Here is a 19,777-nt window from a genome sequence, read left to right as displayed (position 1 = left end):
CGGCCGCGCGATTTGGGAGAATATCGTCGTATGAATACCCGTTTCAACGGCCGTGGTGCCGGCCTTCGTTTTGCCCTGCTTGCCGGTGCGGCGAGCGTGGCGCTGCCTTCCGCCGCCTTCGCGCAGGATGTCGACCAGGCATCCGACGAGGACGATCTCGAAATGGCGCAGCCCGCCGACGGTGACGAGTTCGGCGCGCAACAGGATGTCGCGACCGGCAATCGCATCGTCATTACCGCGTCCAAGCGCGAGCAGACGCTTCAGGACACGCCCATCTCGGTCAGCGTGACGACCGCCGAAACGCTCGAGCGCGCCGAAATCCGTGACCTGATCGACCTCCAGACGGTTACCCCGTCGCTGCGGGTCAGCCAGCTGCAGAGTTCGGCCAACACCACCTTCATCATCCGCGGCTTCGGCAACGGCGCGAACAATTTCGGCATCGAGCCTTCGGTCGGCGTCTTCATCGACGGCGTCTATCGCTCGCGCTCGGCGGGCCAGATCTCCGACCTCGCCAACGTTTCGCGCATCGAGGTGCTGCGGGGCCCGCAGTCGACGCTGTTCGGCAAGAACGCCAGCGCCGGCGTGATCTCGGTCGTGACCCAGGCGCCGCAGTTCGAATTCGGCGGCTCGGTTTCGGCGACCTACGGCAATTACGACCAGTTCATCGTCAAGGGCGATGTGACCGGCCCGATCACCGACACGGTCGCCTTCGCGATCGACGGTTCGTACAACACCCGCGACGGCTACGTCGAAGCGGTCGGGCTCGGCGAGAACATCAACGATCGCGATCGCTACAGCGTCCGCGGCCAGCTGCTGTGGGAGCCCGACGCGGTCTCCAGCGCACGCCTGATCGCCGATTACGGCAAGATCGACGAACTGTGCTGCTATGTCGGCACCGTCCAGGCCGGTCCGACCACGCCGCTGCTCTTCGCGCTCGGCGGGGCGACCAATACCGGTCCCGACAGCATCTACGACGACCGCACCTTCCTCAACCGGCTGCCCGAGAACGAAGTCGAGAATTACGGCGTCTCGCTGCAGCTCGACACCGAGTTCGGACCGTTCTCGGTGACCTCGATCACCGCCTATCGCGAACTGCGTTCGCGCAACGAGCAGGACGTCGATTTCACCAGCGTCGACGTGGTCAACGAGCTGCGCGACCAGTCGGTCGACACCTTCACTTCCGAGCTTCGCCTGACCGGCGAATTCGGGCCGCTTTCGGTCCTGCTCGGCGGCTTCCTGTTCGACGAGAAAATCCGCCAGGTCTCGGGCCTGACGACGGGCACGCAGTCGCGGCCGTTCTTCGACCTGCTCGCCGGCGGGGGCGTCCCCGGGACGCTGTCGGGCGTCGAGTTCGCACTCGGCCTGCCGCAGAACTCGATCTTCGCGCCCGGTCCGCTGACCGATGAATTCTTCGCGCTCGACAACGAAGCCTACTCGATCTTCGGCACGTTCGATTACGAGGTGTTCGAAGGCGTGACGCTGACCGCCGGGTTCAACTACACCGACGACAAGAAGAACTTCACGCTGTCGCAGGCGAGCTACGATCCGCTGGCGCAGATCAACGTGGTCGACGCCTTCATCATCGGTGCCACGGGTGGCGCGATCAATTCGCCCACGGCCTTCCGGTCGCTGCCCGCCGCCAACCGGGCGGCGCTGATCGCCGCGGCCACCAATCCGGCGATCAACCCGCTGCTCGGCCTGACCGCGCTGCAGTTCCAGCCGCCCTTCCTCAACCTGCCCAACTCGGTCGAGCCGGGCCGGACCGCGGACGACGATTTCAGCTACACGCTGCGACTGTCGGCCGACCTCTATGAGGGGCTCAACGGCTACATCACCTACGCGACCGGCTTCAAAGCTTCGTCGGTGAACCTGTCGCGCGACAGCCGCCCGTCGGCCGCCGACTTCACCCCGGGCCCGGGCCGCAGCCTCATCGCCGCACCCGACTCGCCGATCTTCAATGCCGGTCTCGCCGTGCCGAACCTCACCACCGGTTCGCGCTTCGCCGGCCCCGAGAACGCCGAAGTCTACGAAATCGGCCTCAAAGGCGTGTATCCGGGCATCTCGTTCAACCTCGCGCTGTTCGACCAGACGATCGAAGGGTTCCAGTCTTTCGCCTTCACCGGCACCGGCTTCGCGCTGGCCAATGCGGGCGTCCAGTCGACCAAGGGCATCGAGTTCGACATGACCCTCACGCCGACCGACAACCTCGTGCTGACGATGGCGACCACCGTGCTCGATGCGAACTACGACGAGTTCACCGGTTCGGCCGTGGGCGACCTGTCGGGCAGCACCCCGGCCGGCATTCCCGAGCTGACGTTCGCGGCCTCGGCAATGTACACGATCGATCTCGGCAGCTCGGGCAATCGCCTGATCCCGCGCGTCGACTACTATCACGAGAGCGACACGCAGATCCTCGACGGCCTGCCCGACTTCGCCGATCCGACCGCGGCCGATCCGTTCGCCTCGGCGCGCGCGGCGGCGACCCAGTTCACCCGCGAGGTCAATCAGGTCAACGCCTCGCTGACCTTCGCGATGGATAACGGGTTCGAACTGTCGGCTTGGGCGCGCAACCTGACCAATGATCGTTACCTGACGACGATCTTCCCGGGCGTGGCGCAGTCGCGGACCGTCTCGGGCTATCCCAACGCCCCGCGCACCTATGGTGCCACCGCGCGGTTCCGCTTCTGAACCGACCGCACTCGATGATACGGAAAGGGGGCCCTGTGCCCCCTTTCTCGTATTGGCGCGGCGTGCGTTCTCAAGTCGTTGTTAACCGCCACTCGGCATAGGGATACGATGTCAGACAGGGTCGACAACGCCGGGATCACAGCGTGGTGGGCTCCGCTTGCCTTCGCGCTCGGCTACGGCCTGCTCGCGGTGCTGGCGCTCGTCACCACACGCACCGCCGATGGGATCGCCGTGATCTGGCCGTCGAGCGGCGTGTTGCTCGCGGGGCTGATGCTGCTCAAGGGCAACGCGCGGATCGCGCTCCTCCTCCTCGTCGGTATCGCCAGCATGGTGGTGAACCTGGTCTTCAATCAGTCGTGGCTGCTTGCGACTGGGTTTACCGCCGGCAACCTCGCCGGGGGCATGATCGCCTCCCGGATCAGCCTCGACGGCAACCGCGCCTGGGGCCGGTTCGACGACCCGGTCTGGGTCGCCCGGTTCTTCTTCGGCGCGGTGATCGCTTCGGCTTCGGGCGCGATGATCGCCGCGACCCTGCCCGCGATCGAATCCCCGCTCGAATTCGCCGGCTCGTGGTTCAGTACCGTCCTGCTCGGCCAGCTGATCGTGGCCCCCACCCTCGTGATCCTCTATCAGGGACGGCACCGCCGCCTCCTGTCCCGCGACATGTGGCTCAAGGCGATCGTGATCCTGCTCGCCGGCGCGGCCTCGATCGCGGTGGCATTCTTTCAGACCCGCTTTGCGCTGCTGTTCCTGCCGCTCACGGTGACGGTGTTCGCGACCTACCTGCTCGGGGTGACCGGGGCGCTCGGGATGCTGATGCTGGTCACCATCGGCGGTTCGACAGCGGCGGCGCTCGACCGCTTGCCGACCGGCTTCACTGACGACCCGATCATCAGCATCTACATGCTGCAACTCTACCTTTTGACGGTGTTCGCTTCGGCATTGCCGCTATCGACGCTGCTCGAGAAATCGCGGCGCCAGGCGCAGGAACTGGCCCGGCGCAACACGCTGCTCGAGACCGCGGAGGCCTTCGCCAATGTCGGGCACTGGCGCTACGACGTGGAGAGCGGTGAAATCGAATGGTCCGACGAGATGTACCGGATCTTCGGGCTCGACCCGGACCACGACGAGCCGCAGGACCTGAACAGCGGTGCGATCGATGCCGAGCACGTGGAAATCGTGCGCGCGGCGTTCCGCGAGGCGATCATCAGCGGCAAGCCGTTCGACTACAAGATCCGTATCCGGCGCCCGAGCGGCGAGCTGCGGTTCGTCCATTCGTCGGGCTATGTCGAGCGGTCGGAAATGGATCGTTCGGACGCCCTGTTCGGCGTCTTCAAGGACATCACCAACCATGTCGAGGCGATGGGCAAGCTCGAGCAGGCATGGGTGCAGGCGGAACAGGACGTGCGCAAGGCGCTGCTGCTGTCCGAGACCGACCAGCTCACCGGCGTGGCCAACCGGCGCAAGCTGCTGACCATGCTCGCGCGCGAGATGGAGACTGCGGACGAGACCGGCCGCGATCTCGCGATCATCATGCTCGACGTCGATCACTTCAAGGCGATCAACGATACGCACGGGCACGGCGTGGGCGATCTCGTGCTGCAGAAAATCGCCGGGGCAGGGCGCTCGTGCCTGCGCGACCAGGACCTGTTCGGACGGTTGGGGGGCGAGGAGTTCCTCGTCATCCTGCCTGGTGCGGATGCGGAACTCGCCGCCAAGGTCGCCGAGCGGTTGCGCCATGCGGTCCACGAGCTGTCTGGCGATCCCGAACTCGGCCTCGACAGGTTGACCGTCAGCCTCGGTGTGGCGCTGCACCAGACGGGGGCCGACGAAAGCTTCTTCCTGCAAGCCGCCGACGCCGCGCTCTACCAGTCGAAGGCCGACGGGCGGAACCGGCTCACCGTGGCCCGGGCCGACGCGGCCTAGAGCGTCCGGAGCGCGCGCGCGGGCTTGGCCCTGAGTAGCGGCAGCGAGCCGCCCAGCGCCACCACCAGCACCGTCGCGACCCCGCCGCCGAGCACCGCGAGCACCGTCGGCCAGTCGGGCAGCCAGTCGAACTCGAACAGTTCGACCACCACCAGCCAGGCAAGCCCGCTCCCGATCGCGAGCGCGACCCCCGACAGCACCAGCGCGAGCAGGCCGTATTCGAGCAATTGCAGCACCAGCAGCTGGCGCCGGCTCGCGCCGAGCACGCGCAGGATCACGTTGTCGTAGAGCCGGCTCGCGCGCGCCGCGGCGATCGCGCCCGTCAGCACCGCGAGCCCGGCCAGCACCGCGACCGAGGCGGCGGCGAGGATCGCGGCGCCGACCTGGCTCAGTAGGTCGCGCGCCTGGCGCAGCAATCCGCCGACCTCGATCGGCGAGCTCGAGGGAAATTCTCGCACCAGCGCCTGCAGCAGTTCGGGCGGAGGCCCGCCGGGGGTCTCGATCGTCGCGGCGAGGTTGTGCGGCGCATCCTCCAGCGCATTGGGCGAGAACACGAGCACGTAATTGAAGCCGAGCGCCTCCCAGTCGATCCGCCGGAAGCTGGCGATCCGCGCGGTGCGTTCGACCCCGAGCACGCCGATCGTGATGGTGTCGCCGATGTCGAGGTCGAGCACCTCGCCGAGTTCTGCGTCGACCGAGACCAGCGGTTCGCCTGCCCAATTCGGCCCCCACCACTCGCCCTCGACCAGCGAATTGCCCTCGGGTACCTCGTCGGCATAGGTCAGCCCGCGTTCGCCGCGCAGCGGCCACGCGCCCTCGGGCAGTTCCTCGAGCTCGTCGACCACCACCTGCGCGTCTTCGGGACCGTAGGCGAGGATCCGCCCGCGCAGTGCGGGCACTGTGCGTACGTCGGAGCCGGGCGCGGTCTCCTCGATCAGCTTGCGGAAGGCAGGTTCGTCGTCGCGCGGCACGTCGAGCACGAAATAGTCGGGCGCGCGTGCGGGCACGCTCAGTGCGATATTGCCCGCGATGCTGGTCTGGATCGCGGCGAGCAGGACGAAGGCCGAGAGGCCGAAGCCGAGCGCGGTGACCAGCGCGCCGGTCTGCGCGCCCGGGCGGTGGAGGTTGGCGAGTGCGATCCGCAGCAGCGGCGCACCGGGCCGCGGCGCGCGCGCGGCGAGCCGGCGGATCGCCCAGCCGAGCAGCGCCAGCGCGGCGAGCATCGCGGCGGCCCCGCCAAGGAAGAACATGCTCAGCATGCGCTGCTGCGAAGTCAGGAGCACCAGCACGACGATCGCGGCGAGGCCGAGCGTCACCGGCAGCCAGGCGGCGCGATCGCGCGCGAGCGGGGCGGCGCGGGCGCGCATCAGCGCCATGGCGGGGAAGCTGCGTGCCTTGGCCAGCGGGGGCGCGGCGAACACCAGCGCGACCAGCAGGCCGAAAGCGGGCGCGACGAGCAGCGCGCGCGGATCGAGAGTCACCCCGGCGGCGACCGGCAGCAGGTCCTCGAGCGCGGCCCCGAGCAGCGGTGTCAGCGCAAGCCCGGCGACCAGCCCGGCGAGGCTCCCGACCAGCGCCGCTGCGACGATCTGCAACAGGTAGATGCGCGCGATGTCGCGGCTGGTCGCACCGAGCACCTTCAACGTCGCGATCGATTGGCGCCGGGCCTCAAGATAGGAGGCGACCCCGCCGCCGATCCCGATCCCGGCGATCACCAGCGCGGCAAGGCCGACGAGGACGAGGAATTGGCCCATCCGCGAGACGAAGCGCTCGGCCCCGGGCGAGGCGCGCTCGGACGTGTCGAAATCGAAGCCCGCTGTGGGGAAGCGGGTTTCGAGATCCTCGACCGTCGCGTCGAGCTCACGCGGGCCGTCGAAGGCGATGCGGGTCTTCGACTGGTAGAACGATCCCGGCGCGGCGAGCCCTGCGGCCTCGGGAAAGCCGGTGCGCACCAGCACGGGCGGGCCGAGCGAGAAGCCTTCGCTCAATCGGTCGGGCTCGTTCGCGATAATCCCGCCGACGCGCGCCTCGCGCCCGCCGATCGAGAAGGTGTCACCCGGGGCAAGGTCGAGCCGGTCGGCCGCGCCACGGCTGACCCATGCCTCGTCCATCGCGGGTGCGCCGACGTCGCGACCGTCCTCGAGCGTGAGGACGCCAACCAGCGGATAGGCCTCGTCGACCGATTTCAATTCGATCGGGGAGACGAGATCGCCATTGCGCGCGCTGGCCTGCATGCGGAGCCCGATCGAAACTTCGCCCAGCGCTTCGAACGCGGCGAGTTCCTCTTCAGTGGGCCCGCGCTGCCAGACCTCGGCCTGCAGATCGCCACCGAGGATTTCGCGCCCGCGCGTTTCGAGCTCGCCCTCGATCGCGCCGGTCAGCGAATAGATCGCCGACAGCGCCCCGACGCCGAGGAACAGGCAGACGAGCAGGAGCCGCAACCCGCGAAAGCGCGCATTGAGATCGCGCTTGGCGATGCGCCAGGCGGTGGACCAGCCCATTATCTCGTCATCCGCGCGCAGGCGGGGTTCCAGGGCGGATCGACACCCGTCCTGCCGCTCTCCATGGATTCCCGCCTGCGCGGGAATGACGAATAGAGGCTATTGTGCACTATCGCTCTCGATCCTGCCGTCGGCGAGCGTCACGATCCTGTCGCATCGTTCGGCCAGCGCGGGGTCATGCGTGATGATCACCAGCGTGGCGCCGGTCTCGCGGCGGCGGTCGAGCAGCACCTCGATGATCTGCTCGCCGGTCGCGGCGTCGAGATTGCCGGTCGGCTCGTCGGCGAAGATCAGCGTCGGGCGCGGGGCGATCGCGCGGGCGATCGCGACGCGCTGCTGCTCGCCGCCCGACAGCTGGGTCGGGTAATGATCGAGCCGGTGGCCGAGCCCGACCGCCTCGAGTTCGCTCGCGGCGCGGGCGCGCGCGCCGTCCATCCCCGCCAGTTCCATCGGCGTGGCGACATTCTCGCGCGCGGTCATGGTCGGCAGCAGGTGGAATGCCTGGAGCACGATCCCGATCTTGCCGCGCCGCGCGGTCGCCAGCGCATCCTCGTCGAGCGTGGCGAATTGTTCGCCGGCGACCTCGATGCTGCCGCCGGAGGCGCGTTCGAGCCCCGAGAGCACCGCCATCAGCGAGCTCTTGCCCGAGCCAGAAGGGCCGAGCAGGGCGAGTGTCTCGCCCTCGCACACCGCAAGGTCGATCCCCTTGAGGATCTCGACCGGCCGGGCGGCATCGCCGAGGGTGAGGCGGATATCGCGCGCGTCGATCGCCAGATCGGTCCGCACGGATGGGGCGTTCGTCGAGGAAAGACTTGTCACCCGGACGCGATGGCATAGCTAGGAGCGAACCCGCAAGGAGGTTTCACAATGAAACGCATTATCGCATCGACGAGCGCCTTGGCGCTGCTGGCCGCCTGCGGTTCGACCGAGGACGAAGCGCCCGCTCCCGCCGAGGCTGCGCAGGCGACCCCGGTCGTGCCCGAAGCCGCCGCCGACCCGCAGGGCGAAGCGGTCCATATCCTCGCCTTCGGCGACAGCCTGTTCGCGGGCTACGGGGTCGAGGCCGGGCAGAGCTACCCGGCGCAGCTCGAGGCGGCGCTGCGCGCGCGCGGGATCAACGCCAATATCGCCAATGCCGGCGTTTCGGGCGACACCACGCAGGCGGGTCGCGATCGCCTCGCCTTCACGATCGACGGGCAGCCGCACAAGCCCGACCTCGTGATCATCGAGCTGGGGGGCAACGACTTGCTGCGCTCGATCCCGCCCGAACAGACCCGGTCGAACCTGCGCCGCATGCTCGAGATCGCGCGCGAGAAGGACGTGCCCGCGATCCTGTTCGGGATGCGCGCGCCGCCCAATCTGGGCGAGGAATTCGTCAGCCAGTACGACGCGATCTATCGCGAGCTCGCCGAGCAGTTCGACGTGCCGCTGGTGCCGTTCTTCCTCGAATCGATCTACCGCGACCCGGGCAATTTCCAGTCCGACCGCATCCACCCGACCGCTACGGCGATCGGGACGCTTGTCGAGGATACGGCTGACGAGGTTGTGGCCGCCATTCCCGAGCAAGCGACCGCGACCGCCGAATAACCCGGTTCAGCTGCGCCTTTCGACCGAGCCCGCGCTGACGTCCCAGCGCGCGGCTTCGGCTTCGATCTCGGCAAAGGGCGCGCGCTCGGTCCCGGTCAGCCAGACCTGCGCTTGCCCGTCGCGCAGGCGATCGAACAGCGCCGCACGCCGCTCGGGATCGAGATGCGCGGCGACCTCGTCGAGCAACAGGACCAGCGGGCGATCCTTCGGCATCAGCCCGGCATGCGCGAGCACCAGCGCGATCAGCATCGCCTTCTGTTCGCCGGTCGAGCAATCGCCGGCAGGGCGGTCCTTGCCTGCCATGTGGACGAGGAGGTCGGCGCGGTGCGGGCCGATCAGCGTGCGCCCGGCGGAGCGATCGCGCGGGCGATGCGCGGCCAGCGCCTCGCGCAGCGCGTCGGCATCGTCCGACCCGCCCTGGTCGAGCGCGATATCGGGTCGCGCGAAGGGCTCCTCGGGCAGTTGTGCGAGCGCGCGCGAGAGGCGACCGACCAGCGCCGCACGCGAGAAATTCATTGCCGCGCCGTGCTCGGCGAGCTGCGCCTCGATCCCCGCCATCCACACCGGGTCGGGCAAGGCATCGTCGGCGAGCAACCGGTTGCGTTCGCGCAGCGCGGTCTCGTAGCGCGTGGCGTGATGCGCGTGACCGGGCTCGAGCGCGAGCACCAGCCGGTCGAGGAAGCGGCGCCTGCCACCCGGGCTTTCGGTAAAGAGCCGATCCATCGCCGGGGTCAGCCACAGCACGCCGAGCCATTCGCCGAGCCGCGCGAGCGGGGCGTCGGCGCCGTTGATGCGCGCGGTGCGCCTGCCGGGGCGCGCGGGATCGATCCGCGTGCCGAGCCGCACGATGTCGTCGCCGACCCGCAGGTCCGCGCCAACCGCGAGTCCGCCCGTACCGCCATCGCGCGCCATCTCGCCCAGCGCCGCGCGGCGCATGCCGCGCCCGGGAGAGAGCAGCGAGATCGCTTCGAGCGCATTGGTCTTGCCCGCGCCGTTTTCGCCGAGCAGAAGGTTGAATCGCCGCGCATCGGCGAATTCGCTGTGCGCATGGTTGCGGAAATCGGACAGGGTGAGCGAGGCGAGCGCCATGGAGGAATTCCTAGGGGAGGGGGCAGGCAAAGGTCACGCGAAATTCACGAAACCAAGAATTGGGAAAATATCCCACAACGTGGCATTCACTTCCTGTAAAGAATCGTGCGCCCGGTCAGAAAACCGCAGAAACCCGCGATTTTTTGAGTTTGGCACACCTCCTGCAAAGTACTCGGCGTGGCCAGACAATGGGGTCTCGGCCCACCAAAAGGACCCTTGAAATGAATACGCTTTCTTCGCTTCGCAACCAGGTCGCCGCCGCCTTCTCGGCGCTCGCGCTTTCCCTGGTCCTGATCACCGGCACCGTCGCCGTCCCCACCGACAGCGCCATCGCCGCCGACACCATCGTCATCGGCCAGCTCGCATGAGCCAGCTCGATCGACGCCAAAATCCCGGGGCACCGACCAAATTCCGCCTCGGCCGCGCCGACGCCAAGCTGATGGGCGTGTGCTCCGGGATCGCCAATTACTTCGGCTGGGACGTCACGCTGGTGCGCGTGGCCTGGGTCCTCGCCGCCCTGTTCGGGATCGGTGCTCCGTTCCTGATCTATCTCGCGATCGGCCTGATCGCAGACTAGGTCGCCCCTCGAGGGCGACCTCGTCACGTCTGCCGAAGATCGGGTTGCGCAGGATCGGCTCATTCATAGCTGACCACCTCCCACTCGATCCCGTCCCAATCGAAAAAGTAGAAGCGCTCGCCCGGCTCGTAATCGCCGCGCCCGAAGGGTTCGAGACCCGCTTCCTTCACCACTCCTTCCGCCGCCGCCAGATCGTCGACTTCGAGCGCGACGTGGTTGAGCGGCGCGCCCTTGGCGAAGTCCCCCTTCACCTGGTCGCCGGTGTAGAGCGCGACATATTGCCGATCGGTGCCGACATGGATTGTGCGCCCGCCCAGCATCGACGGCCCGCGCCAGCGCTCCTTCCATCCGCACAGTCTTTCGAGCAGCGCGGCGCTGCGGTCGGGATCGGTTGCCGAGATATTCACGTGTTCGAGCAAGCCCTTGGGCATCGTTCGTCTCCTCTAGTCGAGGTTGGTCCAATGCCCCTCCGGAGAGGGACTTGCTCTATATGCAAGCTGAAGTTAGGTTCAGGTCAATGGCGGTTCTGCCGATGGGGGAAAGCGGAAATGGCGATGACACGAAACGACTTGCTACCGATCGGGGCGCTGGCGAAGCGCACCGGGCTGGCGGTGTCGGCGATCCGGTTCTACGAGAAGAAGGGCCTGATCGAGAGCCTGCGCAGCCCAGGCAACCAGCGTCGCTTCCTGCGCTCGGACATCCGCCGGTTGAGCTTCATCCTGATCGCGCAGAAGCTCGGGCTCAATCTCGACGAGATCGAGCGCGAACTCGCCAAGCTACCGCAGGGCCGCACCCCGACGCTCCGCGACTGGCAGAAGATCAGCCAGTCGATGCGGGCGATGCTCGATGCCAAGATCGAGCTGCTCCACCGCACCCGCAACAAGCTCGACCAGTGCATCGGCTGCGGCTGCCTGAGCCTCGAAAAATGCGCGCTCTACAACAAGGACGACCGCGCCTCCGCGATGGGGGCAGGCCCGCGCTTCGTGCTGGATTAGCCGCCCACGGCACCATCGATTGCCCCTCCACCCGCCCAGTTGACCCGCTGGGCAGGGCGGATAAGACAGCGGGCCATGACCCGTTTATTCGCTCGAATCGCCGGCTTTTTCCTGCTCGTGACTGCCGCGACAGGAGCCTCCGCGCAGGAACAAGCCGCGTGTCGCGACTGTCTCACCGCGCAGGAAGCGCGGGCCGACCTCGCCTCGCTCTACGCCAGCCTGCAACAGGAGCATGTCGACCTGTTCGCGCGGCGCAGCGAGGCCGAATACGACGCCAAGATCGCGGAACTTCGCGCTCGGATCTCGGGACCGATTGCAAAGCCGGAGTTCAACCTGCTGGTCCAAGAGGCACTCGCCTTCGGCAATATTGGCCATTCGAAGACCGATGCGCCCGTCGGCGATACGATTGCGTATGTCCAGGCCGGCGGAACGATAGTCCCGCTGTCCATCGTGTATCGCGGTGATTCCATGCTGACCGAGGAGTGGGCGGACACGACTGACGATATGCCGCCGGGATCGCGTATCACGCGGATCGGCGGAATGACCATGCAACAGTTCGAAGATCGAGCCCGCGAATTGATCGCCGCCGATACGCCACGCCTGCTGCGCGCGCAGGTGGAGATGGCGCTTCCGGTCTACCTTCACCAGATGTTCGGCCCGGTCGATGCTCTCGCCGTCGAATATGTCGTTTCGGACGGCACGACCCGAAGCCGCGAGATCGCGGCCATGACCTATGGTGAAATGCTCGCTCTCCAGGAATCGCGCCCTGTTGTGAAACCCGAGCGCCGCGCCTCGACGCGAGTTGCGCGGGAGATGCCCGATGATATCTACTATCTCCAGCCGGGACCGTTCTTCGCCACCGAAGAAGAACGCGGCGATGGCGAAGGTGATTATGCGATCGGGGCCTTCAGCTCCTTCGTCGACGAGGCCTTCGCCAGTATGGCACGCTCGGGCGCGCGCGACCTGCTGATCGACTTGCGCGGGAATCCGGGCGGCGATGCGAGCTTTTCCGATCTCATCGTCGCAAGGCTGGTCGACGAGCCTTTTCGTCACTCATCGCGCTACGAGATTCGGGCGGGAGCCAATACAAAACGCATCTGGCAGGATCGCGAGATCGATTCCGATACGCTTGGCGGCAAGGTCGGTTCGGCGATCGCAACCGCAAAAGTGGGCGAACGGGTGGCGATCGAACTTCCGTCGATTGAGCCGATCGATGAAAACGCCTTCGAAGGGCGGGTCTGGCTGCTGGTCGACAAGCACAGCTATTCGAACGCGGCGGTGGTCGCGGCGCTGATGCAGGATCTCGATATCGCGACGATCATGGGCGAAGAGACCGCCGACCTGCCGACCACCTACGGCGCCGTCGAACGGTTCAGCCTGCCGAATTCGGGCGCTTCGATCGTCTATCCAAAGGCCTATATGGTGCGGCCATCGGGCTCGGAAGAGGTGCGCGGTGTCGTGCCGGAATATCCGATCGCTCCCAATCCGATCGGCGAGAAACGCGACCTCATGCTCGAAACGGCGCTGACGCAAATCCGCGCTGCGCGTCGCTGATCGGACCTACTCCGCCGCGAGCAGCTCTTCCGCCCCACCGAGATCGACGCTGACGAGGCGCGAGACGCCCTTTTCGACCATCGTCACGCCGAACAGGCGGTGCATCCGGCTCATCGTTACCGCATTGTGGGTGACGATCAGGTAACGGGTCGCGGTTTCGCGGACCATCGCGTCGAGCAGGTCGCAGAAGCGATCGATATTGGCGTCGTCCAATGGCGCGTCGACCTCGTCGAGCACGCAGATCGGCGCGGGATTGGTGAGGAACAGCGCGAAGATCAGCGCGATCGCGGTCAACGCCTGTTCGCCGCCCGACAGCAGCGTCAGCGACTGGAGACGCTTGCCCGGCGGTTGGGCGTAGATCTCGAGGCCGGCTTCCAATGGATCGTCGCTGTCGATCAGCGCGAGATGCGCCTCGCCGCCCTCGAACAGGCGCGCGAACAGCCGCTGGAAATGTGCGTCGACCGCGTGGAAGGCGGCGCGCAGCCGCTCGCGGCCCTCGCGATTGAGGTTGCCGATCGAGCCGCGCAACCGGTTGACCGCTTCGCCCAGCTCTTCCTGCTCGGCGATGCTCGCGCCATGCTTTTCCTCGGCCTCCTCAAGCTCGGTCTTGGCGACGAGGTTGACCGGACCGAGCCGGTCGCGGCTGGCGACCAGCCGGTCCATCTCGGTGCTTTCCTCGCCCGCCGACTTGACTGCGTCTTCGTCGAATTCGAACTTTCCGGGCAGCATCGGCGGCGGGACCTGGAAGCGCTCGCCCGCGACCCCTGCCATTTCCTTACGCCGTGCATCCTCGCTCTCCGCCCTGGTCGAGGCGGCAGCGCGGCCCTCTCGCGCGGTCGAGAGTGCTTCCTGCACCTCGCGCAGCTCTTCGTCGGCGGCGCGCGCGGTCTCGCCCGCCTCGGCGACGGCCTGTTCGGCCGCCTCGAGCTCGGCGGTCAGTCGCGCGCGGACGACGTCGCCCTGTTCGATTTCCTTGATCAGCCCCTCGGGCTTGGCGGCGACCACCGCGCGCTCTTCCTCGATCTCCTCGAACCGACGCGACATGTCCGAGAGGCGCCGCGTGGCATCGTCGCTGCGCGCCTGCCAGCCGGCGATATCGGCCTTCTGGCGCTCGGCCCGCTCGCGCGCGACCGCAAGCGACTGTTCGTGGCTGGAGAGCGCGGTGAGCGCCGATTGCTGGGTGGCGCGCGCCGCGTCCTGCTTCGCCTGCGCGGCGGAAAGCGTGGCACGCCCGCTTGCGGGGTCGGGCAGCTCGGCCTTCTTGCCGCGCGCATGGTCGAGATCGAGTTCGGCCTGCTTGCGTTGCTCGGCGAGTTCGCCCTCGGCGCGCGAAAGCTCTTCCGCGCGGCTGGCGAGCCGGGCCTTGAGCGCCTCGGCGCGATCGACCTCGCGCAGCGCCGCGCGTTCGTCCTCGACCGCGTCGTTGACCGTGCGTTCGGCGGCGACGAGATCGGTCTGCAATGTGCGCAGGTCCTCCTGCGCCTCCTCGTGGTGCTTATTGGCTGCCTCGACCGCGTTGCGCAGCGCGGGCAGCTGCGTGTCGAGTTCGGCGAAGCGGTTCTCGGCCTCGAGCCGCGCGGCTTCCGCCCCGCCTTCGCCGCGGGCGACGAACCCGTCCCACCGCCGCAGCGCGCCGTCGCGGGTGACCAGCCATTCGCCCGGTTTGAGGGCACGGCCATCATCCGTATCGACGACATGCACGAGCGCGAGGCGGGCAGTGAGTTCGGGAGGGCAGTCGGTGACATGGGCGGCGAGACTGTCGACCACCGGTGCGGGCTTGCTCGCCCCGGTCCAGTAGCGCCCGTCGCCGTCCGCATTGCCGAGCATCGCCTTGGCGTCGCGCCCCAGCGCGGCGGCGAGCGCGCGTTCGTAGCCCTTTTCGGCGCGGACCTTGTCGAGCGCCTTGGGGAGCGCGCCCTGCGCCTGCCGCTCGCGCGCTTCGCGGTCGCGCTTGAGGGCCTGCCATTCGCGCTCGATCCCGGCGAGTTCGGCGCGCGCCGAGGAGAGCGCGGACGAGGCCTCGTCGCGCGCGGCCTGCAATTGCTCCTTCGCCGCGCGCTTCTGCTCAAGCGCGTCGCGCGCACCGGTCAGCGTCGTTTCGGCGGCGGCGCGCGCCTGCGCGGCGTCCTGCAGCAGCACCTCGGGATCGCCTTCCTCCGACAGCGCGGTGCGCACCTCGGCGAGCCGTCGCGCTTCGCCGTCGAGCCGGTCGAGCCGGTTCTGCGCCTGTTCGAGCGCGGCTTCGGCGACACGCCATTCGGCCTCGACTCCGGCCTGGTCGGCGGTAGCCTTGGCGAGCGCGAGTTCGGCGCTGCGCGCGGCGCTCTCGGCCTTTTCGAGTTCGGTGCGCAGCGCGGGCAGGCGCTCCTCGTCGGCGGCGAGCGCGGCTGCGCCGTCCTTCAATTCCTTCTCGAGCCGCGACAGCGCCTCGGCGGCGTCCTTGGTCAGCCGGTCGGCGTCGCCGCGGTCTTCCTCAAGCCGCGCCTTCTGGCGGTCGAGGTCAGCGAGCCGTTCCTCGGCCGCCTGCAACTGGTCGGACAGCGCCGCCATCCGGTGGCCGTGCGCGCTGGCATCGTCGCGGCGGTCGGCCTGTTCCTCGCGCGCCTCGGCGAGGCGCTCGGCGGCGAGGCCTTGCGCCTTCTCGGCTTCCCTGGCGCGCGCCTGCGCCTCGGTCACCCTCGCTTCGGCCGCTTCGGCCTCCTTGCGCGCGGCATCGGCGGCGGCAGCGGCATCGCGCCAGCGGGCATAGACCAGCCGCGCTTCCGCGACCCGGATCTGGTCGGTGACCTTGGTGTAGCGTTCGGCCGCCTTGGCCTGACGCCGCAGCGAGGCGATCTGGCTGTCGAGACCGGCCATGATGTCTTCGAGCCGCGAAAGGTTCGCTTCGGTCGCGCGCAGTTTCTGCTCGGCGTCCTTGCGCCGGACGTGGAGGCCCGAGATCCCCGCCGCCTCTTCGAGCATCTGGCGGCGCTCGGTCGGCTTGGCCGCGATCACCTGCGCGATCTTGCCCTGGCTGACCAGCGCGGGGCTGTGCGCGCCGGTGGCCGCATCGGCGAAGGTCAGCGCGACGTCCTTGGCGCGGACGTCCTTGCCGTTGATGCGATAGGCGCTGCCCGCACCGCGTTCGACCCGGCGGACGAATTCGAGGTCGTCGCCGTCGTCGTCGGCGATCGAGAGCTGGACTTCGGCGAAATCGCGCGGGGACCGGGCTTCGGTGCCGGCGAAGATCACGTCTTCCATCCCGCCCGAGCGCAGCGACTTGGGCGAGTTTTCGCCCATCACCCAGCGGATCGCCTCGAGCAGGTTGGACTTGCCGCAGCCATTGGGGCCGACGACGCCCGTCAGCCCCGGCTCGATCCGCAGTTCGGCAGGCTCGACGAAGCTCTTGAAGCCGCTCAGTCTAAGCCGCTTGAACTCCATCCGCGCGCTGCCCGGACGCGCTTACCGCGCGCCCATGGCCTCCAGGCGTTGCTTGACCGCGTCCCAGCTGGTGACGCCTGCCGGGTTGCCGTTGATGTAGATCGTCGGCGTGCCGGTGATCTCGTAATTCGAGTTCCAGCTCTGCATCTGCTCGGCCATCTGGGTGGCCTTCGCTTCGTCGGCGATGCACGACAGCGCCTCGTCGCGGCTGATGCCGCGCTGGGCGAAGAAATCGAGCAAGCCGCTGATCTCGGCAAACGCGGCGTTCTGCTGGTCTTCGGGGAGGCTAGAAATCTGCTGCATGCGCGGATCGGACAGGGCCTGGCCGAACTCGTCGAAGCGCGCATAGTGCTGGTCGGCCAGCGGGATCACGCGCTCGGGCGCGCCGCATTCCATGATCTGCGCCGCGATCAGGTCCTGAGGGCCGCGCAGGTAGTTGCGATATTCGAACGAGACCCGGCCGCTTTCGATGAATTCGGATTTGAGTTCTTCCGAGCTCTGCTGCGAGAACTGGGCGCAGGCCCCGCAGGTCAGCGAAGCGAATTCAAGCAGCTTGATCGGGGCATCGGGGTTGCCCATCAAATAGCCGCCTTCCTCGGTGCGGGTCACGACCTGGGTCCAGGTCTGGCCTTCGGGCGCGGGGACTTCGGCGATCGGTTCGCCGGTCAGCTCGGTGCCCGAGGTGGCATCGTCGCCGCCGCCGCAGGCGGCGAGCGCGAGTGCGAGCGGGGTGAGGGCGAGAAGGTGGAAGTTGCGGGTCATGGATGTGGCCTCACGGAAAGATTGGATGACAGTCTAGGCGAAGGGTCGCGCGGCGGGAAAGTCGCCCGTGCGCTTCGTCCACCGGCTTTGCACAGCTTTACCCCGGACGGAAGGGGGCTTGGGTACTCGGATCAGCGCTTGATCGCGTTCTCGAGCACGAACAGCACATCGCGCGCAGTGATCGCGGCGAGCCGTACGCCGTTCAATTCGAAGGTCGGTGTGCCGTTGATGCCCCGCTTTGATGCGGCGGCGGTCTGGTCGGTGATCGGCTGGTAGACTGCCGGATCGCCGAAGCAATTGTCGAGCTGGCTGCGCGACAGGCCGTGGCGAACCAGCATGTCGTAGAGCCCGATATCCGAAGCCACCGCGCGCATCTTGTCGCGCGGGGTGCCGGCTTTCCAGCGCGCCTGCTGCGAAGCCGTGGCCGAGGACGCCTTCGCCAGCCATTTGTCCTGGCTCCGCAGCATCGCCGAATGGGCGGTGAAGAACTTGGCGGTCGGCAGGCAGTGGACACCCGTCGCCACCGTCATGTCGACGACGTTGAGCACGCGGTGCCGGACCTCGAATTTCATCCGGCCGGTGGCGACGTATTGCGCCTTCATCAGCTCGGCCCCCTCGCGCTCGAACGCGGCGCAGTGCCCGCAGGTATAGCTGACGAACTCGACCAGCGTGTCCTTCGCCTCCGGATTGCCGATCAGGTGCGATCCGGTCGCGGTCCGGGTGACGTTGGTGACGAAATTCTTCGACTGCGGCGGGGCCGCGCCGATGGCGAGAACCGCGGCGAACGCGGCGGTGATCTGTTTGAGCATCATCTCGGTGGTCTAGTCCTTGTCGGCTCCGAGGCCGCGCGCAAGGCCCTCGAGCACGGCGCGCAGTTCGGGATCGCCGATATCGCGTAACGATTCGCCGAGCTCGACCGGGACCGGCTTGAGGCTGGGCGGTGCGGCGGCCGGTCTTGCAACAGGCGCCTTAACCGCGCCTTGCCGCAGCTTGACCTGCGCCACCGCATTGTAGCCGAAGAAACGGTTCACCCGCTCGATGATCTCGGGGATCACGTGCTGGATCATCGGCGCGTGCGCGGGCAGCACGACCAGTTCGAGCGTGCCCCCATCCTTGCGCCCGCGGGCGAAGCGGATGCGCTCGGGCTGGCAGGTGCGCGCATGGTTCGCGCCGACGATCTCGGGCCAGCGGGTGACGATCGAGCTCTGCACGAAGCCGAACTTGCGGAACGCCGCGCGCCCGATATCGGGCACCAGCTCGCCGAGCCGCCGCGCCCCCTGTCCGCGCGGACGTTCGTAGCGCTTGGGTCCTTTGCGCGACTTGGGGGGATCGGAGCGTTTCATCGGTGGACCGACTATGCCATGGGGGCGACGTGACTTCCAGACCGATCGCCGACCTTTTGCTCGACTGGTATGCCGGCCATGCGCGGTCGCTGCCGTGGCGCGTGCCGCCTGGCGGCGAGCGGCCCGCCGGTCATGCCTATCGCGTTTGGCTGTCCGAAGTGATGCTGCAACAGACCACGGTCGCCGCGGTGCGTCCCCGTTGGGAGGCATGGGTCGCGCGCTGGCCGACGGTCGAGGACCTCGCTTCCGCCAGCGACGAGGAGATCATGGCCGCCTGGGCGGGGCTCGGTTACTACGCCCGCGCCCGCAACCTTGTGAAAGCGGCGCGCGCGGTGGCCGAGCGCGGCGGTTTCCCGCAAAGCGAGGCGGGCCTGCGCGAATTGCCGGGGCTGGGCGACTACACCGCCGCCGCCATCGCCGCGATCGCGTTCGGCGAGGACGCGGTGCCGGTCGACGCCAATGTCGAGCGGGTGGTGGCGCGGCTGTTCGCGGTGGACGAGCCGCTGCCCAAAGCGCGGAAGGCGATCCGCGCCGAGGCCGCGACGATCTGGCCCGAAGGCCGCGCGGGCGATTTCGTCCAGGCGGCGATGGATCTCGGCGCGACGATCTGCACCGCGCGCGATCCCAAGTGCCTGCTGTGCCCGGTCCGCGAACACTGCGAGGGCTATCGCACCGGCGAGCCCGAGCGGTTTCCGGTCAAGCCGCCAAGGAAGGCCAAGCCCGAGCGGCGCGGCGCCGCCTTCTGGATCGAGCGCGACGGCGCGGTGTGGCTCGTCCGCCGACCCGAGACAGGCATGATGGGCGGGATGCGCGCGCTGCCCGACGATGGCTGGACCGCGCGGGTCGATGGCTCGGGCGAAGCCCCGCTCGACGGTGAGTGGGAAGATGCCGGTGCAGTGACACACACCTTCACCCATGCGCGACTCACGCTCGCGGTGAAGCGGCATCGCGGCGAAGGCAAGCCTTCGGGCGATGGCGAATGGTGGCTGCTCGACCGGCTCGACGAGGCGGGGCTGCCGACGCTGTTCGCGAAGGCAGCCGACCGCGCGATTGCCTAGAAGATACCGCCGCCGATGCTGAGGCGGAGTGCCGCGACCACCAGCACGACCAGGTTGAAGTTCCGGCCGGACTTCTGCGGTGCCAGCTGGCCGACGATCACGCCGAGCGCGAGCACGGGGAGAGCGAACCAGTTGCCCCAGCCGAGCAGCGGGATGGTCGAGGGGATGACGATGACTAGGGCCAGCAGGCCGAGGATCCAGGAAATCAGGTTTCTCATGTGTCCTACATAGGTAGGACAGCGCCTCCATTCAACTCTCTTGCAGCTTCGCGCAACTA

17 protein-coding genes are annotated in these 19,777 nt (G+C 68.0%); 8 read left to right on the top strand and 9 right to left on the bottom strand.

What is annotated here, in order from left to right:
• Positions 1–30 precede the first annotated feature (30 nt).
• Positions 31–2,688 carry a TonB-dependent receptor gene (locus IEW49_RS08875; RefSeq protein WP_188642334.1) on the top strand — a complete coding sequence of 886 codons (2,658 nt, stop codon included), beginning with the start codon at positions 31–33 and terminating at the stop codon, positions 2,686–2,688.
• 108 nt (positions 2,689–2,796) lie between these two features.
• Positions 2,797–4,614 carry a diguanylate cyclase gene (locus IEW49_RS08870; protein ID WP_188642333.1) on the top strand — a complete coding sequence of 606 codons (1,818 nt, stop codon included), beginning with the start codon at positions 2,797–2,799 and terminating at the stop codon, positions 4,612–4,614.
• Here the strand turns inward: IEW49_RS08870 and IEW49_RS08865 are convergent.
• Entirely contained in the window at positions 4,611–7,115 is a 2,505-nt protein-coding gene (locus IEW49_RS08865) for an ABC transporter permease (protein WP_188642332.1), read from the bottom strand. The genes IEW49_RS08870 and IEW49_RS08865 overlap by 4 nt on opposite strands.
• 99 nt (positions 7,116–7,214) lie before the next feature.
• Positions 7,215–7,901 (bottom strand): ABC transporter ATP-binding protein, encoded by a 687-nt coding sequence (locus IEW49_RS08860; RefSeq protein WP_229658143.1) that lies wholly within the window; start codon positions 7,899–7,901, stop codon positions 7,215–7,217.
• Between the two features lie 81 nt (positions 7,902–7,982).
• Here IEW49_RS08860 and IEW49_RS08855 point away from each other — a divergent pair, with 81 nt between their 5' ends.
• Positions 7,983–8,702 (top strand): arylesterase, encoded by a 720-nt coding sequence (locus IEW49_RS08855; RefSeq protein WP_188642331.1) that lies wholly within the window; start codon positions 7,983–7,985, stop codon positions 8,700–8,702.
• Positions 8,703–8,708: 6 nt separating this feature from the next.
• Here the strand turns inward: IEW49_RS08855 and recF are convergent, their stop codons facing one another.
• Positions 8,709–9,791: a DNA replication/repair protein RecF gene (gene recF, locus IEW49_RS08850; protein WP_188642330.1), complete on the bottom strand. Its 1,083-nt coding sequence runs from the start codon at positions 9,789–9,791 to the stop codon at positions 8,709–8,711.
• A gap of 221 nt (positions 9,792–10,012) precedes the next feature.
• Here recF and IEW49_RS08845 point away from each other — a divergent pair, with 221 nt between their 5' ends.
• Together IEW49_RS08845 and IEW49_RS08840 are read left to right on the top strand one after the other, a co-directional pair.
• A complete protein-coding gene (locus IEW49_RS08845) occupies positions 10,013–10,159 on the top strand; it encodes a hypothetical protein (protein ID WP_188642329.1) in 147 nt (48 codons plus the stop codon).
• Positions 10,156–10,368 carry a PspC domain-containing protein gene (locus IEW49_RS08840; RefSeq protein ID WP_188642328.1) on the top strand — a complete coding sequence of 71 codons (213 nt, stop codon included), beginning with the start codon at positions 10,156–10,158 and terminating at the stop codon, positions 10,366–10,368. The genes IEW49_RS08845 and IEW49_RS08840 overlap by 4 nt, the downstream gene beginning before the upstream one ends.
• 59 nt (positions 10,369–10,427) lie before the next feature.
• On the opposite strand, the gene IEW49_RS08835 is transcribed toward IEW49_RS08840, so the two are convergent.
• Entirely contained in the window at positions 10,428–10,799 is a 372-nt protein-coding gene (locus IEW49_RS08835; protein WP_188642327.1) for a VOC family protein, read from the bottom strand.
• A 123-nt stretch (positions 10,800–10,922) separates the two neighbouring features.
• Between IEW49_RS08835 and soxR the strand changes: the two genes are divergently transcribed.
• The gene (soxR, locus tag IEW49_RS08830) at positions 10,923–11,363 is read left to right on the top strand and encodes a redox-sensitive transcriptional activator SoxR (RefSeq protein ID WP_188643159.1); all 441 of its coding nucleotides are present in this window, start codon (positions 10,923–10,925) and stop codon (positions 11,361–11,363) included.
• Between the two features lie 75 nt (positions 11,364–11,438).
• Positions 11,439–12,917, top strand: a complete 1,479-nt coding sequence (locus tag IEW49_RS08825; protein ID WP_188642326.1) for a S41 family peptidase — start codon at positions 11,439–11,441, stop codon at positions 12,915–12,917.
• Positions 12,918–12,923: 6 nt separating this feature from the next.
• Here IEW49_RS08825 and IEW49_RS08820 read toward each other — a convergent pair whose 3' ends face one another.
• From IEW49_RS08820 to IEW49_RS08805, 4 genes are all read right to left on the bottom strand, one after another.
• On the bottom strand, positions 12,924–16,337 hold the full coding sequence (locus IEW49_RS08820; protein ID WP_188642325.1) for an AAA family ATPase: 3,414 nt from the start codon (positions 16,335–16,337) through the stop codon (positions 12,924–12,926).
• A gap of 21 nt (positions 16,338–16,358) precedes the next feature.
• Positions 16,359–17,099, bottom strand: a complete 741-nt coding sequence (locus IEW49_RS08815) for a thioredoxin domain-containing protein (protein ID WP_188642324.1) — start codon at positions 17,097–17,099, stop codon at positions 16,359–16,361.
• 131 nt (positions 17,100–17,230) lie between these two features.
• Complete coding sequence (locus IEW49_RS08810) at positions 17,231–17,911, bottom strand: DsbA family protein (RefSeq protein ID WP_188642323.1); 681 nt, start codon at positions 17,909–17,911, stop codon at positions 17,231–17,233.
• A gap of 9 nt (positions 17,912–17,920) precedes the next feature.
• Positions 17,921–18,442, bottom strand: coding sequence for a DUF721 domain-containing protein (locus IEW49_RS08805; protein ID WP_188642322.1), 522 nt, complete (start codon positions 18,440–18,442; stop codon positions 17,921–17,923).
• A 29-nt stretch (positions 18,443–18,471) separates the two neighbouring features.
• Here IEW49_RS08805 and IEW49_RS08800 point away from each other — a divergent pair, with 29 nt between their 5' ends.
• A complete protein-coding gene (locus IEW49_RS08800; protein WP_229658142.1) occupies positions 18,472–19,500 on the top strand; it encodes an A/G-specific adenine glycosylase in 1,029 nt (342 codons plus the stop codon).
• Here IEW49_RS08800 and IEW49_RS08795 read toward each other — a convergent pair.
• Positions 19,497–19,718 carry a hypothetical protein gene (locus IEW49_RS08795; RefSeq protein ID WP_188642320.1) on the bottom strand — a complete coding sequence of 74 codons (222 nt, stop codon included), beginning with the start codon at positions 19,716–19,718 and terminating at the stop codon, positions 19,497–19,499. The genes IEW49_RS08800 and IEW49_RS08795 overlap by 4 nt on opposite strands.
• Between the last annotated feature and the right edge of the window lie 59 nt (positions 19,719–19,777).

This window comes from Pseudoblastomonas marina, from assembly GCF_014641655.1.
Lineage (GTDB): Bacteria > Pseudomonadota > Alphaproteobacteria > Sphingomonadales > Sphingomonadaceae > Alteriqipengyuania_A > Alteriqipengyuania_A marina.
Note: the sequence above shows the minus strand (reverse complement) of the source record. Positions and strands in the feature narration are given on the sequence as shown.

What these genes read in the sequence shown, in the direction of transcription:
- soxR (WP_188643159.1), top strand. Translation starts at nt 10,923, where the DNA reads ATGACACGAAACGACTTGCTACCGATCGGGGCGCTGGCGAAGCGCACC.
- IEW49_RS08795 (WP_188642320.1), bottom strand. Translation starts at nt 19,718, where the DNA reads ATGAGAAACCTGATTTCCTGGATCCTCGGCCTGCTGGCCCTAGTCATC.
- IEW49_RS08870 (WP_188642333.1), top strand. Translation starts at nt 2,797, where the DNA reads ATGTCAGACAGGGTCGACAACGCCGGGATCACAGCGTGGTGGGCTCCG.
- recF (WP_188642330.1), bottom strand. Translation starts at nt 9,791, where the DNA reads ATGGCGCTCGCCTCGCTCACCCTGTCCGATTTCCGCAACCATGCGCAC.
- IEW49_RS08825 (WP_188642326.1), top strand. Translation starts at nt 11,439, where the DNA reads ATGACCCGTTTATTCGCTCGAATCGCCGGCTTTTTCCTGCTCGTGACT.
- IEW49_RS08840 (WP_188642328.1), top strand. Translation starts at nt 10,156, where the DNA reads ATGAGCCAGCTCGATCGACGCCAAAATCCCGGGGCACCGACCAAATTC.
- IEW49_RS08805 (WP_188642322.1), bottom strand. Translation starts at nt 18,442, where the DNA reads ATGAAACGCTCCGATCCCCCCAAGTCGCGCAAAGGACCCAAGCGCTAC.
- IEW49_RS08865 (WP_188642332.1), bottom strand. Translation starts at nt 7,115, where the DNA reads ATGGGCTGGTCCACCGCCTGGCGCATCGCCAAGCGCGATCTCAATGCG.
- IEW49_RS08835 (WP_188642327.1), bottom strand. Translation starts at nt 10,799, where the DNA reads ATGCCCAAGGGCTTGCTCGAACACGTGAATATCTCGGCAACCGATCCC.
- IEW49_RS08810 (WP_188642323.1), bottom strand. Translation starts at nt 17,911, where the DNA reads ATGATGCTCAAACAGATCACCGCCGCGTTCGCCGCGGTTCTCGCCATC.
- IEW49_RS08845 (WP_188642329.1), top strand. Translation starts at nt 10,013, where the DNA reads ATGAATACGCTTTCTTCGCTTCGCAACCAGGTCGCCGCCGCCTTCTCG.
- IEW49_RS08815 (WP_188642324.1), bottom strand. Translation starts at nt 17,099, where the DNA reads ATGACCCGCAACTTCCACCTTCTCGCCCTCACCCCGCTCGCACTCGCG.
- IEW49_RS08855 (WP_188642331.1), top strand. Translation starts at nt 7,983, where the DNA reads ATGAAACGCATTATCGCATCGACGAGCGCCTTGGCGCTGCTGGCCGCC.
- IEW49_RS08875 (WP_188642334.1), top strand. Translation starts at nt 31, where the DNA reads ATGAATACCCGTTTCAACGGCCGTGGTGCCGGCCTTCGTTTTGCCCTG.
- IEW49_RS08820 (WP_188642325.1), bottom strand. Translation starts at nt 16,337, where the DNA reads ATGGAGTTCAAGCGGCTTAGACTGAGCGGCTTCAAGAGCTTCGTCGAG.